Origin of the sequence: Paraburkholderia sp. CNPSo 3274 (assembly GCF_024206475.1) — a bacterium.
Taxonomy (GTDB): Bacteria; Pseudomonadota; Gammaproteobacteria; order Burkholderiales; family Burkholderiaceae; genus Paraburkholderia.
This window is the reverse complement of the sequence record NZ_JAMBPR010000134.1, coordinates 1-12,790: the sequence shown is the minus strand read 5'-3', so window position 1 is coordinate 12,790 and position 12,790 is coordinate 1. Positions and strand designations below refer to the sequence as shown.

The 12,790-nt window shown below is 60.1% G+C and carries 10 protein-coding genes and 1 pseudogene; 4 read left to right on the top strand and 7 right to left on the bottom strand.

The features are described 5' to 3' along the window. Positions 1-168: 168 nt before the first annotated feature. From M3I54_RS42015 to M3I54_RS42005, 3 genes are all read right to left on the bottom strand, one after another. The gene (locus M3I54_RS42015) at positions 169-549 is read right to left on the bottom strand and encodes a DUF427 domain-containing protein (protein ID WP_254346129.1); all 381 of its coding nucleotides are present in this window, start codon (positions 547-549) and stop codon (positions 169-171) included. 65 nt (positions 550-614) lie between these two features. Continuing rightward, positions 615-1,814: an MFS transporter gene (locus M3I54_RS42010; RefSeq protein WP_254346128.1), complete on the bottom strand. Its 1,200-nt coding sequence runs from the start codon at positions 1,812-1,814 to the stop codon at positions 615-617. Positions 1,815-1,877: 63 nt separating this feature from the next. Further along, complete coding sequence (locus tag M3I54_RS42005) at positions 1,878-2,624, bottom strand: SDR family NAD(P)-dependent oxidoreductase (RefSeq protein ID WP_254346126.1); 747 nt, start codon at positions 2,622-2,624, stop codon at positions 1,878-1,880. Between the two features lie 150 nt (positions 2,625-2,774). Here M3I54_RS42005 and M3I54_RS42000 point away from each other — a divergent pair, with 150 nt between their 5' ends. Next, entirely contained in the window at positions 2,775-3,656 is an 882-nt protein-coding gene (locus M3I54_RS42000; protein ID WP_254346124.1) for a LysR family transcriptional regulator, read from the top strand. Positions 3,657-4,019: 363 nt separating this feature from the next. Continuing rightward, positions 4,020-6,896, top strand: coding sequence for a winged helix-turn-helix domain-containing protein (locus tag M3I54_RS41995; RefSeq protein ID WP_254346122.1), 2,877 nt, complete (start codon positions 4,020-4,022; stop codon positions 6,894-6,896). A 39-nt stretch (positions 6,897-6,935) separates the two neighbouring features. Here the strand turns inward: M3I54_RS41995 and M3I54_RS41990 are convergent, their stop codons facing one another. The 4 genes from M3I54_RS41990 to M3I54_RS41975 form a co-directional block, all read right to left on the bottom strand. Beyond that, a complete protein-coding gene (locus M3I54_RS41990) occupies positions 6,936-7,583 on the bottom strand; it encodes a glutathione S-transferase family protein (protein ID WP_254346121.1) in 648 nt (215 codons plus the stop codon). 76 nt (positions 7,584-7,659) lie between these two features. Beyond that, entirely contained in the window at positions 7,660-8,406 is a 747-nt protein-coding gene (locus M3I54_RS41985; RefSeq protein ID WP_254346120.1) for an SDR family NAD(P)-dependent oxidoreductase, read from the bottom strand. 1,031 nt (positions 8,407-9,437) lie between these two features. Further along, positions 9,438-9,797: a hypothetical protein gene (locus M3I54_RS41980; RefSeq protein WP_254346119.1), complete on the bottom strand. Its 360-nt coding sequence runs from the start codon at positions 9,795-9,797 to the stop codon at positions 9,438-9,440. Next, entirely contained in the window at positions 9,794-10,477 is a 684-nt protein-coding gene (locus M3I54_RS41975) for an SOS response-associated peptidase (protein WP_254346118.1), read from the bottom strand. The genes M3I54_RS41980 and M3I54_RS41975 overlap by 4 nt, the downstream gene beginning before the upstream one ends. A 1,318-nt stretch (positions 10,478-11,795) precedes the next feature. On the opposite strand from M3I54_RS41975, the gene M3I54_RS41970 reads away from it, so the two are divergent. Together M3I54_RS41970 and M3I54_RS41965 are read left to right on the top strand one after the other, a co-directional pair. Further along, on the top strand, positions 11,796-12,467 hold the full coding sequence (locus M3I54_RS41970) for a hypothetical protein (protein ID WP_254346117.1): 672 nt from the start codon (positions 11,796-11,798) through the stop codon (positions 12,465-12,467). Positions 12,468-12,598: 131 nt separating this feature from the next. Next, a pseudogene (locus M3I54_RS41965) lies at positions 12,599-12,790 on the top strand (IS256 family transposase); the annotation flags it as partial.

The following is a 12,790-nucleotide window of genomic DNA, read 5'->3' as shown; positions in this document are numbered from 1 at the left end:
TACTTCATGTAGAGCCTCATCTGATGGTCGTTGATGTGTCGGCCGGGCAACTCAGCCTCCCTTCGCTACATGGAAGAGCTGTTCATACCCGATTTACCGCGACCACCGACAAGGCACCCCGGCAGCGGGGCGGACTCCTCGGCGCGGCGTTGCGGCAGCGGTTCCGGGCTACGCCCTCCACCGCTGCCGCAACGCCAGTACTCTCATCCTGATTGACGCGCTGCTCTCATCTTGTTTGACGCGCGGCATCCAGACGGCATTGATGCCTCGTTCGCCAGCGGACGGGATCGAAAAGTAGGCGCAGTCGCCCTTGTAGGGGCAATAGGAGGCATGGTCGGTGCGCTCGAGCAGCGTCATGTCGACGTCCTTGCGCGGGACGTAGATCACAGCGGGGTAGCGCGCCTCGCGCAGCGTCAGCGCCTCCCGGGTATCAGCGATCACCTTGCCACCGGCCTTGACGACGATTCTCGATGGATGGCGCTCGATGGTGATGGGATGGTCGGGGCCCGGAATCTTGACGGGTTTGCCCTGCGGATGCGTGGTGTGCACGATCAACTCCTGGTCGGAATAGCGGAGGGCAGCGGGCGGCGCGGTGGCAGCCCGCTGGAGTAGGTTCAGGTGGTCGCGGGCTCGTCAATCCGGCGAGGATGCCCGCCGGTCAGCGCGAGCGTCAGGATCGAAACCAAGGCGAGTCCGGCACCGAAGTACATTGCATTGAAGAGACCCAACCCGTCGACGATCCGGCCGCCGACGAACGAACCCAGTGCAATCGAGATCTGGAAGTTGGCGACGAACAGTGCCATGCCACCTTCGCGGACTTCGCGGGTTGCCTGCGCCATCCACATCTGCAGTGCGACGGGCATGGCGCCGTACGCGGTTCCCCACGCGGCCAGCGCGACCAGCACCGACGGCCGACTGGTGCCGAGTGCGGGAAGCATGGCGAGCGGCAATGCGATAAACAGGATGCTCGCGATGAGCGTGGTCCTGACGTTCCGTTGCGCGGATGAACCACCGATGAAATTACCGAGCAGCCCGATGAACGTGTAGCCGAGCAGCAGCAACGAGATGACCTTGCCGCCAAATCCCGACACCGTTGCGAGGAACGGAGTGATATACGTATAGGTCGCAAACTGTCCGCATAGGGCCAGCGTCATCGCGATCAGCCCGATGCGTGCCGGTCGCGTACCGAAGATGCCGAGCAGATCGCGTGTGCTTACCCGATGCTCTACGTGTAGCGACGGCAACGAAACCCACTGGGCCAGCAGCGCCGCAACAGACAGCGCTAGCGCTGCGCCAAACGCGGTGCGCCAGCCGGCCAGATCCCCGATCAGTGCCCCGGCCGGGCCGCCGATCAGCATGCCGAGCGAGACGCCCGCGAAGATCAGCGATGTGGCCCGGCCGACATGCTCCTCCGGCACGAGTCGCGCACCGAGCCCCACGCTGATCGCCCAGAATCCGCCGATTCCGAATCCGAACAGCGCACGGGCCGCGACGAGAATCGCGAAGTTCGGCGCCAGCATGGCCGTCAGATTCGAGATTACGAGTAGCAGGCCCAGGCCGAGTAGCACGCGCCGACGGTCGAAACGTCCGACCGCTACCGTAAGAAACGGCGCGGCGATGGCGGCCAGCAGCCCGGGCGCCGTGACCATGATGCCGGCGGTTCCTTCGCTGACGCCCAGTCCCTGGCTGATGTAACGCAGTAGCCCGACGGGAAGGAATTCCGTGGTGCAGAACACGGTCGCGCTGAGTGCGACCGAAACAACCGCGAGCCAGTATCGCGTGCGCGGGGGCTGTATTGAGGTAGTTTGCGACATTGATATATCCCGGTGCGTGAATCGAATTGGATTGCCGAAATGGCGGCGTCGCGGTCGACTCGCTCAGAGCTTCGAGCCGCCGTCCACATTGAGCGTCGCGCCGGTTGTCCATCTGGCCTGGTCGGAGGCGAGAAAGGTGATCGCAGCGGCGATATCATCGGGTTCGGCGAGCCGTTTGATGGCCTGAAGGCTGAGTGTCATGTCGCGGCCTTCGTCGGTGCGGGTGAAGCTCGACATGTCGGTGTGCACCACGCCGGGTGCGACTGCGTTCACACGGATGCCGCGCGGTCCGAGGTCATCCGCGAATTGGCGCACAAGGGTGTCCACGGCGCCTTTCGTGGCCGAGTAGGCCGATAGTTCGCCGACGGCCGCATGGGCCGCGAGCGACGAAAGCAGCGTGACGCTGCTGCCCTTGCACATGATCGGCAGCAATTGCTGAACGAGAAAATACGGAGCGCGGACGTTGACTGCGAACAGTTCGTCGAAATCTTCGACGCTTGTTTCCTCGAGCGTGGCTGCCTTCGCGATGCCAGCGTTGGAAACGAGGATGTCGAGCCGTTCACCGACGATTGCCCGGACATGGCGCGCGAGCCTGTGCGGCCCGTCGGATTCGGCCAGATCGGCCTGGATGGCATGGGCACGAGTGCCCGTCGCAGTGATTTCGGCGACGACGGCCTTGGCCTCACGCGCACCGCGGCCATAGTGAACGATGATCTGAGCGCCTGCCTGCGCGAGCGCAAGCGCAGTGGCGCGCCCGATGCCACGGGAAGCGCCGGTGACGAGCGCGGTCTTTCCTGTCAGGGTGTTCATGATCGTCCTTCCATCAGATAACTGACATTGAGTCGAGGGAGGGTTTCGTCCGGCTGATGTGATCGAACGATAGCCGCCACTTGTCCGCGCGAAAAAGACTTTGTAAGCTGATCCCCATACCTGTCAGGCATGACTAAAAGGAACGCGTGAATGGAACTACGTCATCTTCGTTATTTCGTCGCTGTGGCCGAAGAGGGCAGCCTGACCGTCGCGGCGGAACGTCGGCTGTACACGTCCCAGCCGTCTCTGAGCCGGCAGATCAGAGACCTTGAATACGAAGTAGGTGCGCAACTGTTCGTGCGTAGCGCGCGTGGCATTGAACTGACCGACGCCGGCAAGGCATTTCTGGACCACACTCGCCTCGCCCTTGCACAAGTCGATGCGGCGTGCGAGGCAGCGCGGCGGGCGGCGCGACCGTCCAAGCCGACGTTTGCTGTTGGCTTCCTGAGCGGACAGGAAGTGACCTGGCTCGCGGAAGCGACTCGCGTGCTCGCGAGCGATCTGCAGAGCATCGAAATGACGGTATCGAGCGAGCACTCCCCTGAACTCGCAGAGGGATTGTCGACGGGACGGCTGGACGTCGCCTTCATGCGTGCCGAAGCCAACCGACCCGACCTCGATTACGTGACAGTCGCGCGCGAGCCTTTCGTCGTGCTGATGCCAAGCGACCATCGCCTTGCGGCCTTCGATGAGATCGACGTGCACGAACTGGCGGGTGAATTATTCATAGGTGGTTCAGACGTAGCCGGTCCCATGCGCGGCGCGATCGAAAACTATCTGGCGACAAACGACGTCGCCATCGAGCCCGCGCATCGCGTGCACAACCTGACGATGGCGATGTCGCTAATCGCCTCGACGAGAGGCGTCGCACTACTGCCCTCTTATGCCGAGAAACTGCTGCCCTGGTCGGTAACAAGCCGACCACTCAAGGGCGAACCGCCGAGAATCGAGCTTGTGGTGGGCTATAACCGGAACAACCGCTCAGCGATTCTGTCGACGTTTCTGTCGCGCATCGACCAGATCAAGCAATAAGTTGCACGACGCGGTGTGGCCTGTGCGGGGTCCAGTTCCGCACGCGTTGAAAGTGCTGAAACGCGCTGAAAGAAGCTGATGCTTACCGGTGTTCGCGGCCGTTCGGGCGGCAGGCAAAATTCTGACGACACTCGTGAGGCCGGGCTCCAGCCTGATGCTTACGAGCACGCTGGCCACAAGTAGACCACGGTTTACGTCAGACGAAAATGAGTCCAATATGCCCCATCGTTCCATCTCCGCCCGGCGGTATAATCCGATGCGCGCCGAACCGAGCCCCCTTTTAATGGGCACTGGATAGCATAGTAGCCACCCGGATTCGGAGTTGGATGACGGTTGTTTTCGCCTCGTCACGAGGAGGCCCGAATGGACGTGTGCATGCTGCATCACGGTGAATTCGCTTTCGGAGCAACGGTCGTCGCGCCACACCGCCGCGAGGTAGTGCACCGTGGAACCAGAGTCGACATCGGCGAGCGGGCGTTCGACCTGCTCCTTCTTCTGGCGGAATCGCGTGGTTCCGTTCTGAGCAAGGCAGAGATCATCGCGAGCGTGTGGCAAGACCGCGCGGTCGAAAGCAATACCGTCGAAGCTCAGATTTCCGCACTTCGCCGCGCTCTCGGAGACGATCGGGCGGCAATACGTACGGTGACGGGGCGCGGATACCAGTTCATCGCAGATGTGCTCACGCAAGTCACGAATTCGGATAAGCCCCCTGCTGCACCAACGGACGAGCCGGCTTTTTCGGGCCAGCCGCTACCTGGAGAGGTCAGCCCTCTCATCGGCCAGGAAGTTGCCGTACGCGAGATTTGCCGTGGCCTGCAAACGCATCGTCTGGTCACGCTCGTGGGTACCGGCGGTGTGGGAAAGACGCGGTTGGCTCTCGAAGCGGCGCGCCAGTCGGCATCACATTTTGCGGATGGCGCTTTCGTGGCCGAACTCGCGGCCACCACATCAACGGACCATATTCCGACAACAATCGCCGTCGCGCTCGGATTTCCACCGGGCGACGGAACGTCTTCGCTTGACCGGCTCGCGCCGAGCCTGAAGTCGAGGCATCTGCTGCTTGTTCTGGACAACTGTGAGCATCTGATCGACGGGGCCGCCAAGATTGCCGAAAGGCTGCTTCGGATCGCCCCGCGAGCGGTCGTACTTGCAACGAGCCGCGAAACGCTGCGCGTTGCTGGGGAGCTGATCTATCGTGTTCCGTCGCTCGAGGTTCCGCCGGACGACAATTGCGATGTCGCTCTCGACTACAGTGCGGTACGTCTCTTCGAAGAGCGTGTCGGACCGCATGCCGGGCTCAGCCTGGATTCACGGGCAGCGTTGAGGCTGAAGTCGCAAATCTGCCGCCGGCTCGATGGAATTCCGCTGGCGCTGGAACTTGCTGCGGCTTGTGTGCCGGCGTTTGGGCTCCAGGGCGTGGCCGACCGGCTCGGGAATCGCTTCCAGCTCCTCACGCACGGCTCACGTACGGCGCTCCCGAGGCAACAGACACTGCGCGCCACGCTCGACTGGAGCTACAGCCTGTTGTCCGACGAACAGCGATCGGTGCTGAACCGGCTGAACCTTTTCGCCGGGACTTTCACCTTGGCGTCCGCGCAGGAAATGGCAAGTTGCGCAGCGCTTGCGCCGGACGCAGTTGTCACGGCTTTGATGCAGCTCGTCGACAAATCGCTTGTTTCGGTGGCCTCGGGTAGTGGCAACGTCCGGTATCGGCTGCTCGAATCAACTCGCGCGTACGCGCGGGAGGAATTACGTGCGAGTAGCACGATGAATGAATGGTCGAGGCGGCACGCAGGCTACTTCCTTGAAATTTTCCGGGCCGCCGAGCGGCAGACGGAACTACGGGCCGACGTCGATTGGAAAGACGGCTACGTGCCGCATCTAGATGACCTTCGCGCCGCGATGCTGTGGTGTTTCAGTGCTGAAGGGGACATGACGCTTGCGGTCGAACTCACGGTCGCCAGCATTCCGTTTCTGATGCATCTTGCCCTGCTTCAGGAGTGCCTCGAGAAAGTGGACAGGGCGCTCGAGTGGCTGTCGGTGGAAGGCGCTCAGATAGACGAGCGGCAGATGAAGCTTCATGCGGCACGAGGGATGTGTCTGCTCTGCCATACCGTTGCGTCCAGCACAAGTGACGCCTTCGATTCGGCTGTGGAAATCGCGGCGCGGGTCGGTAATTCTGATTATCAACTGTTGGGCATGTGGGGGCGATGGATGTGCCACTACCTCAACGGTGAATATGCGCTGGCTGTCCCGCTCGCTCAACGCTTTAATGATCTCGCGGCGACCTCCTCGTGCACATGCGATCGCCTTGCCGCCTATCGTCTGACCGGCCTGTCGCATCTTTTCAGAGGTGATCTCCCGGGTGCGCTTGCGAACCTGCAACGCGCATCGAGCGATCGTACGTCGCTGGCGCGCGCAGAACGGATGCGCTTCCTTTACGATGAGAAAATGCTGTCGCACGCATCGCTCGCACTCACGCTGTGGTTCATGGGCGACGTGGATCAAGCGCGACAGGCTGCACACCAGTCGCTCGAAGCTGCGCGAGAGTTCGATCATCCCGTTTCGATCTGTTATGCGCTGAGCGAAGCCGTTTGCACGCTTGCCGTGTTATGCGGCGACGCGACCGCGCTTGAGGAGGCCGTCGCCTCTCTCGAGGGAGAAACGCGGCGCCACAGTATTTCGACGTGGCGCGCCCGTACGCAGATGTGGCGAGGGCTGCTCGATCTGCGTGCGGGCGACACGACCGCCTTCGCCCGGACCATCTCCCCGGCGATGACGAACATCGGATCGAAGCGCTTCTATGTGTCGCTGTCGCCCTACATCACAGCGCTGGCCGAGGCGCTGTGCCGGCGAGGCATGATTTCCGAGGCGGTCGAAGTCATCGACGCGTCGGTAGCCCGCGCGATTCGAACCGACGACAGGTGCGCTCTGCCTGAGCTATGGAGAGCGAAGGCGGAGGTGCTGGTCGCAATCCGGGGCGACGAAGCGATACCGGCGGCCGAATCGATTTTGACCGATGCTCTTCAGATGGCCCAGAAACACGGATTCCTTGCGTGGCAGTCGCGTTGCTCGTTGAGCGTTGCCCGGCTCCGACACATGAAAGGTGATGCGAAAGCCGCGCTCAATGCCATCTTTCCCGTGACGCAGCAGTCCGCGGGTGCGGGTGACATTGGCGCGGCAGGTCCGACGCTTACCGGCCGTGAGGCGAATCGCAGAAGCCGGCCGCGCCGATACTGAGCACACGGCATCGGTCACGGCAGGCTACCTTGCGGGGCGTCATGCCTTCGACGACGGACGTGCGTTGACTTTGTCGTACCACGCTTGCAGTGCGTCGAAGCCCGCGGGAATGCTCAGCTTCATGCCGCCCGCCGCGAAGTCGATCGCTACCAGCGTAGTAATGTCAGCCACCGAGAACGCGTCGCCCGCGACGAACGGCACTGTCTTGAGACGGTCATTGAAATCAGCAAAGAAGTGCGCGACGCGAAGCTTGCTGCGCTCGACGATTTCGGGGATCTGCTCGTACGCATGCGGGCCCGAGAGCGCCCGACCTTTCAGTCCGGCAACGGCGTTCCTGACACCCTCCATCACCGCCGAGAATCCGTCCAGCTCGGCACGTCGTTCCCACATCGTTACGAGCGCCTTCGTAGTTGGCGTCGTGCCCAGCAATGCGGGCTTCCCGGGGTAGGCCTCCTCGATGTAACGCCAGATTGCCGGGACTTCGCCAATCGCTGTGCCGTCTCGCAACACGAGCGTGGGGACCTGGCGGCGAGGGTTGATCGCAACGTAGGCATCGGAGAATTGCTCTTTGGCGCCGAGGTCCACCGCCTTGGTAGGAAATTCGATTCCCTTCTCGGCAAGGAAGATGCGAACACGGCGAGAGTTCGGGGAGGCCTTCGATTCGAAAAAGGTAAGATCGGTGTTCATTGATTGTTCCATCCAGAAGTGTCGCTTATATAGGGCTTCGCCGGTTCAGCAGGAAGCCCAAATCCGCGTTGAAAGCTCAACCCGCTGTCTTGCCGCCGTCGACGGTGAGGATCTGCCCTGTGACAAACGCAGCACTGTCATTGGCCAGGTAGAGCACCGCCGCCGCGATGTCGTCAGGCCTACCGATTCGTGCGAGCGGAACCGTTGCCGCGAGCGAGGCCTTGTTCTCCGGCGTCCCGGTGAAACGGTCCAACATGCCCGTGTCGGTGGGACCAGGCGCTACGGCGTTGACGCGAACGCGCGCCGAAGCGGCCTCGAGCGCAGCCGATTTCGTGATCCCTTCCACAGCATGCTTGCTACCCGCATACACCGAAGCGAAGGCCGCACCCTCATGACCATAAGTCGAGGATATGTTGATGATGCTGCCAGCTTGCTGTGCGGTCATCACGCGCAGTTCGTGCTTGAGACTCAGCAACGTGCCGAGCACGTTGGTGTCGAAGGTATCAGCGTAGCTCTCGGCAGTCTGATCGACCACAGGTCCCGGTTTGCCTTCCGTGCCAGCATTGTTGACTGCAACGTCGAGCCGGCCGAAGCGAGCAACGGTTTCGTCGACGAGCTGACGGACGTCTTCGTCGCGGCGTACGTCAGCCTGCACGAAGAAAGCTTGTGCGCCTGCTTCGCGCAATTCGGCTTCAAGCGCCGAACCTTCCGTGGCGCGGCGGCCCGACACGACGAGGCGTGCGCCCACGCGGGCGAATGCAAAAGCGGTTGCGCGGCCGATGCCCGTGAGGGCGCCGGTGATCAGGACGACGGGTTGGTTCATTTTGCGGCTCCAGTTAGGTAAGTTCATGTCAAACGCAACGCAGAGAGAGTTTCGATTCCAGGGGAGCGCGCAATATCTATTGCTTGATATGCAGCTCCCGTCACTGGACGCGAGTTACGCGACGGCGACGATGACGTCGTCCGGCGCGTGTGAAATGCTCTAACTCGTGCATGCAGAGTAGCGTTTCAGCTCGCAACGGAAAAAGACTTTCCAGGCTCACCCGCATGCCTGCGAAGCATGGCTCCGCAGCCGAGGATAGTGGGAAAGCATGACTACCGATCTACGCTAGCGCGTTGCGGTCCCGAAGCAGCGAACCTCCGCTGGTGGAGCAGCAAATAGCCGCGGCGCATCCGTCACCGGAATGGCACACCGTTTGCCCTGATTGATGAGGTACGCACAGAGCCTTCCGTTCCAGTTTCAGCGGCGCAGAATGGACCGGATGTGGCAATGCATTTGGACCCGTTGCGCCTGATGGCTTCCTAAGACTCGTTACGCCTGGCGGCCATGGGTGAACACAGGCGACACCGCGCGCGCTCGATGGCGGTTGGGCGCTCCAAAGCGGTCGTGTGACTTTGAGTACGCTCAACGACGGAAACGGGTCGGCTTCGGTCTTCCGCATCGGACACGCGTCATGAGCGTCCGTTAGACGGCGTCAAAGCGAACGTTTGACCCTCCGCGCGATGGCACATGTGAATGTCTCGCCCAGGCCGAACTCAGGCCGCCTTTACCGCGCTTCCTGGTAATTCGCGATGAGCCGAAAAAAATGCCCGCACAGGGCGGGCGCAATTCCTTTGGAGACCGAGGGACACTGGGATACCCTCTTCGCACACTCTAGCCAGTGCCGGGTCGCCGCATAACTATTCGAATGAGTAGGCCCCCGCGACTCGCCGTGACAGTAAGTTGCTCGAAGTGGTTGACTGAAACCTGTGCGACTTCAGGCGCGGGCCGGGACGAATTGCCCGAAAAGTGTATGAAACTTGGCCGGCTTGTCCGAAAAGTGTAGGTTTCTGGAGTTCACAGCTGCCGACCGACTAAATCATGCTCGCGTCGTGGGAGAGATGCGCAACACACATCTCGTGAATCTGCTGGACAACGGGCTTCCGATAGTCGAGAAACCAGCCACGATTCAGATTGAAGAGCTGGACGAGGTCAGCCTCGGCTTGTGGGAATGGCAAATCAAGCGCGTTTAACGCGACTGCCCGGCACGCATCAATGAGCTGCGCGCGCTCTAGCCAATCGCATTCGGCGCTGTTGGAACTGAGCCAAATTTGCGCAGACTCGATGAGATGGAGGGTACGCAACCACTCGCCGCTTCGAGCAAACGCGAACATCTGGCCAACCACGAGGAACGTGAGCAGATCGGCCTTCGTTTCGTCATCCAGCTTTTTCATTGCGCGGCGTCCGCATTCGTAGCGGCCGTACTGCTCTTTGGCCCGCGCGGCGGCGCGGGCCACGCCTCGGCTTTCATCAGATCAGCAGGGAAGAGATTCAGGAACGAGCGTGCCTCGTCCGTCGAACTGCTGTGCAGCCAATTCTCATAGTCCGTCGATCGGACGATGACGACGGAGCGCTTCTCGTCACCCGGTTTGTGAAAGCGCTTCATCAGCGAGTGCTCGCTGGAATTGACCGTGAACATCGTGAACGACAATGCCTTGCCTTCGTCACCTTCATCCCACTCGCGCCACAGCCCGGCAATCGCGAATGGCTCGCCTGACGCCATATCGATGCGCCAGCGGATGGCTTTCCCGCTCTCGTAGTTCGGCTCGTAGAACGCTTCGCATGGGATAAGGCACAACTGCAGCCGCTTCCACGCTCCGCTGAAGCTACGCTTCTCGCCAACCGTTTCCGCGCGCGCGTTCATGGTGTCGAAGACACGAATGCCGGGCGGGATGTGCTTGCGCGGCACCATCCCGAACGTCGCGACGTCGGCTCGCTCGGCCCCGGTCACGCGTCTGACAATTGGCGCCGGATAGTCCTTGTACACGTCGTCTCGCCACGGGCTGTCGGGCGGTTCGACACCGAACTGCTTGAATATCCGGTCGCGGCGCGCCGCCGCGTAGTTCGTGCACATAGGTCCCTCCCTCAAGGCAATCGCATCTTGACCAGATCGTGGCCTTCCCGGATATACTGTACATCCATACAGTATTTTTGTCAGGTCATGGAGCCAGTTTGGGAATACAAGTGGGCAGTCTGGGACGAGGTCAAAACACGCTTCGTGCCCACGCCGATCTGGCTAACCGACGAGGAAGCACGGTTCGACTGGTACGCCTACGACTTGTGCGTCTACCGGCTCGAGCATACGAAGCGCGACCGGATGCACGCGGTCGGCCCGCGCGTGGACCCTCCGGCCGCCGACGTACTGTGGAATCGAGACCGTCGGGTTGGGTTTCCTGCACTGCACTACGCCAGAGGACTTCAACGAGAACCAGGGAAAATACCTGGAAGCGACCATTCCTGACAATATGCTTTCGAGGCCCAACGTGAGACGCACGCCACTCAACGACAGTCACACGACCGTATAGCGTAATTCGAACAAAACGCGAAGTTTTATCAATCAGCGCATCCGCCGGACGTCTCGCAGTAGGTCCTAGTATCACTTTATTTAGTAATTTCGCAAATTAATAATTTTGAGAAAGAATCGTTTGTGAAATTTAGAGATTCGTGGAATGTAGAGATAAAGGTATTGGAGAAAATAGGGAAAATTTCACTCATTCTTTGGTGCGCTGTACAGACCGGAGGCATAGCGCGAAAAAAAACAATCAGAAAGCTAAAGAATTTGACAATGATCTAGCTGCTGAATTGTTAATTTTTACTTTGGATAACTATGTGTGAACGAAAGCGTGCGTGGGTGACGTCAATAGCGGCTAATTTTCCGAATCGCTATGCCGACACTTGAAGAAGGAATATCTATGCGCTAAGTTAAGGTCTGGCGCAAAGCCAAACTGAATCACGTCGCACATGACGCCGACTCCGCACTGGACCACCCGGGACCAGGGGCGCCCCGCTATTTATGAGAGGGTACGTTAGCGAGGGTGGGATGCGGCGAGAAAGAAAGCGGGTAGGCGTGGTTCGACCAGATTGGACTACCACCGTCGAGCGATCTGCGCGCTCGGACGAAAAAAATGGGGCACATTCACCCATCGTCGACGTTAGGCGGGCGCGTGGGAATGGCATTACGAGGCGCTTCGAGTTTTTTCGATCGGCAAACTTAAGAATCACGAACCGGGCGAGTTCCGGGTACTCCACGCATTGCCGCGTCACCACCTCGCTAAACAGTACGCTCGCCGAGACCGCATCTGAGCACAGCACCACGCTGAAGCATTGCGCCACTTCATCGTCGCGCATCTGTGTGCTTCGATTTCTAGCGATGATGGAACTCAGGTGTGAAAATGAATGAACAGAAAAAAAGTAGGAACGAATCAAAATCCAAGGTACGCGCAATCTTGGATTCCACTGCTGTAATCCGGAAACCGCATTGGCAGGTCGACTATCCTATCGAACGGGTAAGCGAAGCGTCCTACCACCATCTACTAAAGGCGGGACGTTCGTGCTTGCACGCTGGCGCAGCGAGACACTTCGGAGTAATCCTTCGGGTATTCGAAGCATTCCTGGCTGTAACGGGCCAGAGACTCGATTTTGACGGTGTGACGCTGTCGCCTATTTCGGTGTTGGTGGACTTTGTTGGCGCGATATATTCGGAGCAGTTTATGTTCTCGCCGACGACCAAGCGATATACATGGGCAGTGCATTGGAGGGCCGTTGTCGGAGTCGTCTGTCCGGAAGCCCACGCGCAAATTCCTGCACCAAATTCTACGCAGCCGCTGCTATGGTTTGTTCAAGCGCGAGCGCGTTTCGAGGCCAGTCAATTAGACCTTGTTGAAGTCGACTTGTGGCGAGGCTGGGCGTGCTCAAATGGCCAAGACATCGCATGGTTCAACCTCCGTGGAGTCTATTTGCGGTACGGCAAGGACTTTGCGGAGCGGGGAGTGTCTGAATTTTTGTGTGCAAGGCAGATAAAAGCCTGCCGTCTGGCAGGCTCATCAATTGCATTCTACAAATGATTTCTGGTGAAGCGATCCTCGTAGAGGATCGCGAACTGGTTCATCGCGGCTTTCCAGTCATGCGCGGCACGGCTCCAGGGTCTGTCATAGATTTTGTGTTCAAGGCATAACATGTAGCTCAAGGAGCATGTATGCCACGCAAACCCAAGACAACTACCGAAGCGCAGACAGCGTTACCGTCCATTCCGAAGGAGCTGATCGACCAGTTCGTGAAGGGACCCATGACCGCCGAAGCGGTGCACGCCGCTTCAGCCGCGTTCAAGAAGGCGCTGATCGAGCGGGCGCTGGGTGCCGAACTTGGACACCATCTGGGTTATCCGGCG

Excerpts from the sequence above, each read along its gene's own strand:
- M3I54_RS42010 (WP_254346128.1), bottom strand. The coding sequence starts at position 1,814 with ATGTCGCAAACTACCTCAATACAGCCCCCGCGCACGCGATACTGGCTC.
- M3I54_RS42005 (WP_254346126.1), bottom strand. The coding sequence starts at position 2,624 with ATGAACACCCTGACAGGAAAGACCGCGCTCGTCACCGGCGCTTCCCGT.
- M3I54_RS42000 (WP_254346124.1), top strand. The coding sequence starts at position 2,775 with ATGGAACTACGTCATCTTCGTTATTTCGTCGCTGTGGCCGAAGAGGGC.
- M3I54_RS41995 (WP_254346122.1), top strand. The coding sequence starts at position 4,020 with ATGGACGTGTGCATGCTGCATCACGGTGAATTCGCTTTCGGAGCAACG.
- M3I54_RS41990 (WP_254346121.1), bottom strand. The coding sequence starts at position 7,583 with ATGAACACCGATCTTACCTTTTTCGAATCGAAGGCCTCCCCGAACTCT.
- M3I54_RS41985 (WP_254346120.1), bottom strand. The coding sequence starts at position 8,406 with ATGAACCAACCCGTCGTCCTGATCACCGGCGCCCTCACGGGCATCGGC.
- M3I54_RS41980 (WP_254346119.1), bottom strand. The coding sequence starts at position 9,797 with ATGAAAAAGCTGGATGACGAAACGAAGGCCGATCTGCTCACGTTCCTC.
- M3I54_RS41975 (WP_254346118.1), bottom strand. The coding sequence starts at position 10,477 with ATGTGCACGAACTACGCGGCGGCGCGCCGCGACCGGATATTCAAGCAG.
- M3I54_RS41970 (WP_254346117.1), top strand. The coding sequence starts at position 11,796 with ATGAATGAACAGAAAAAAAGTAGGAACGAATCAAAATCCAAGGTACGC.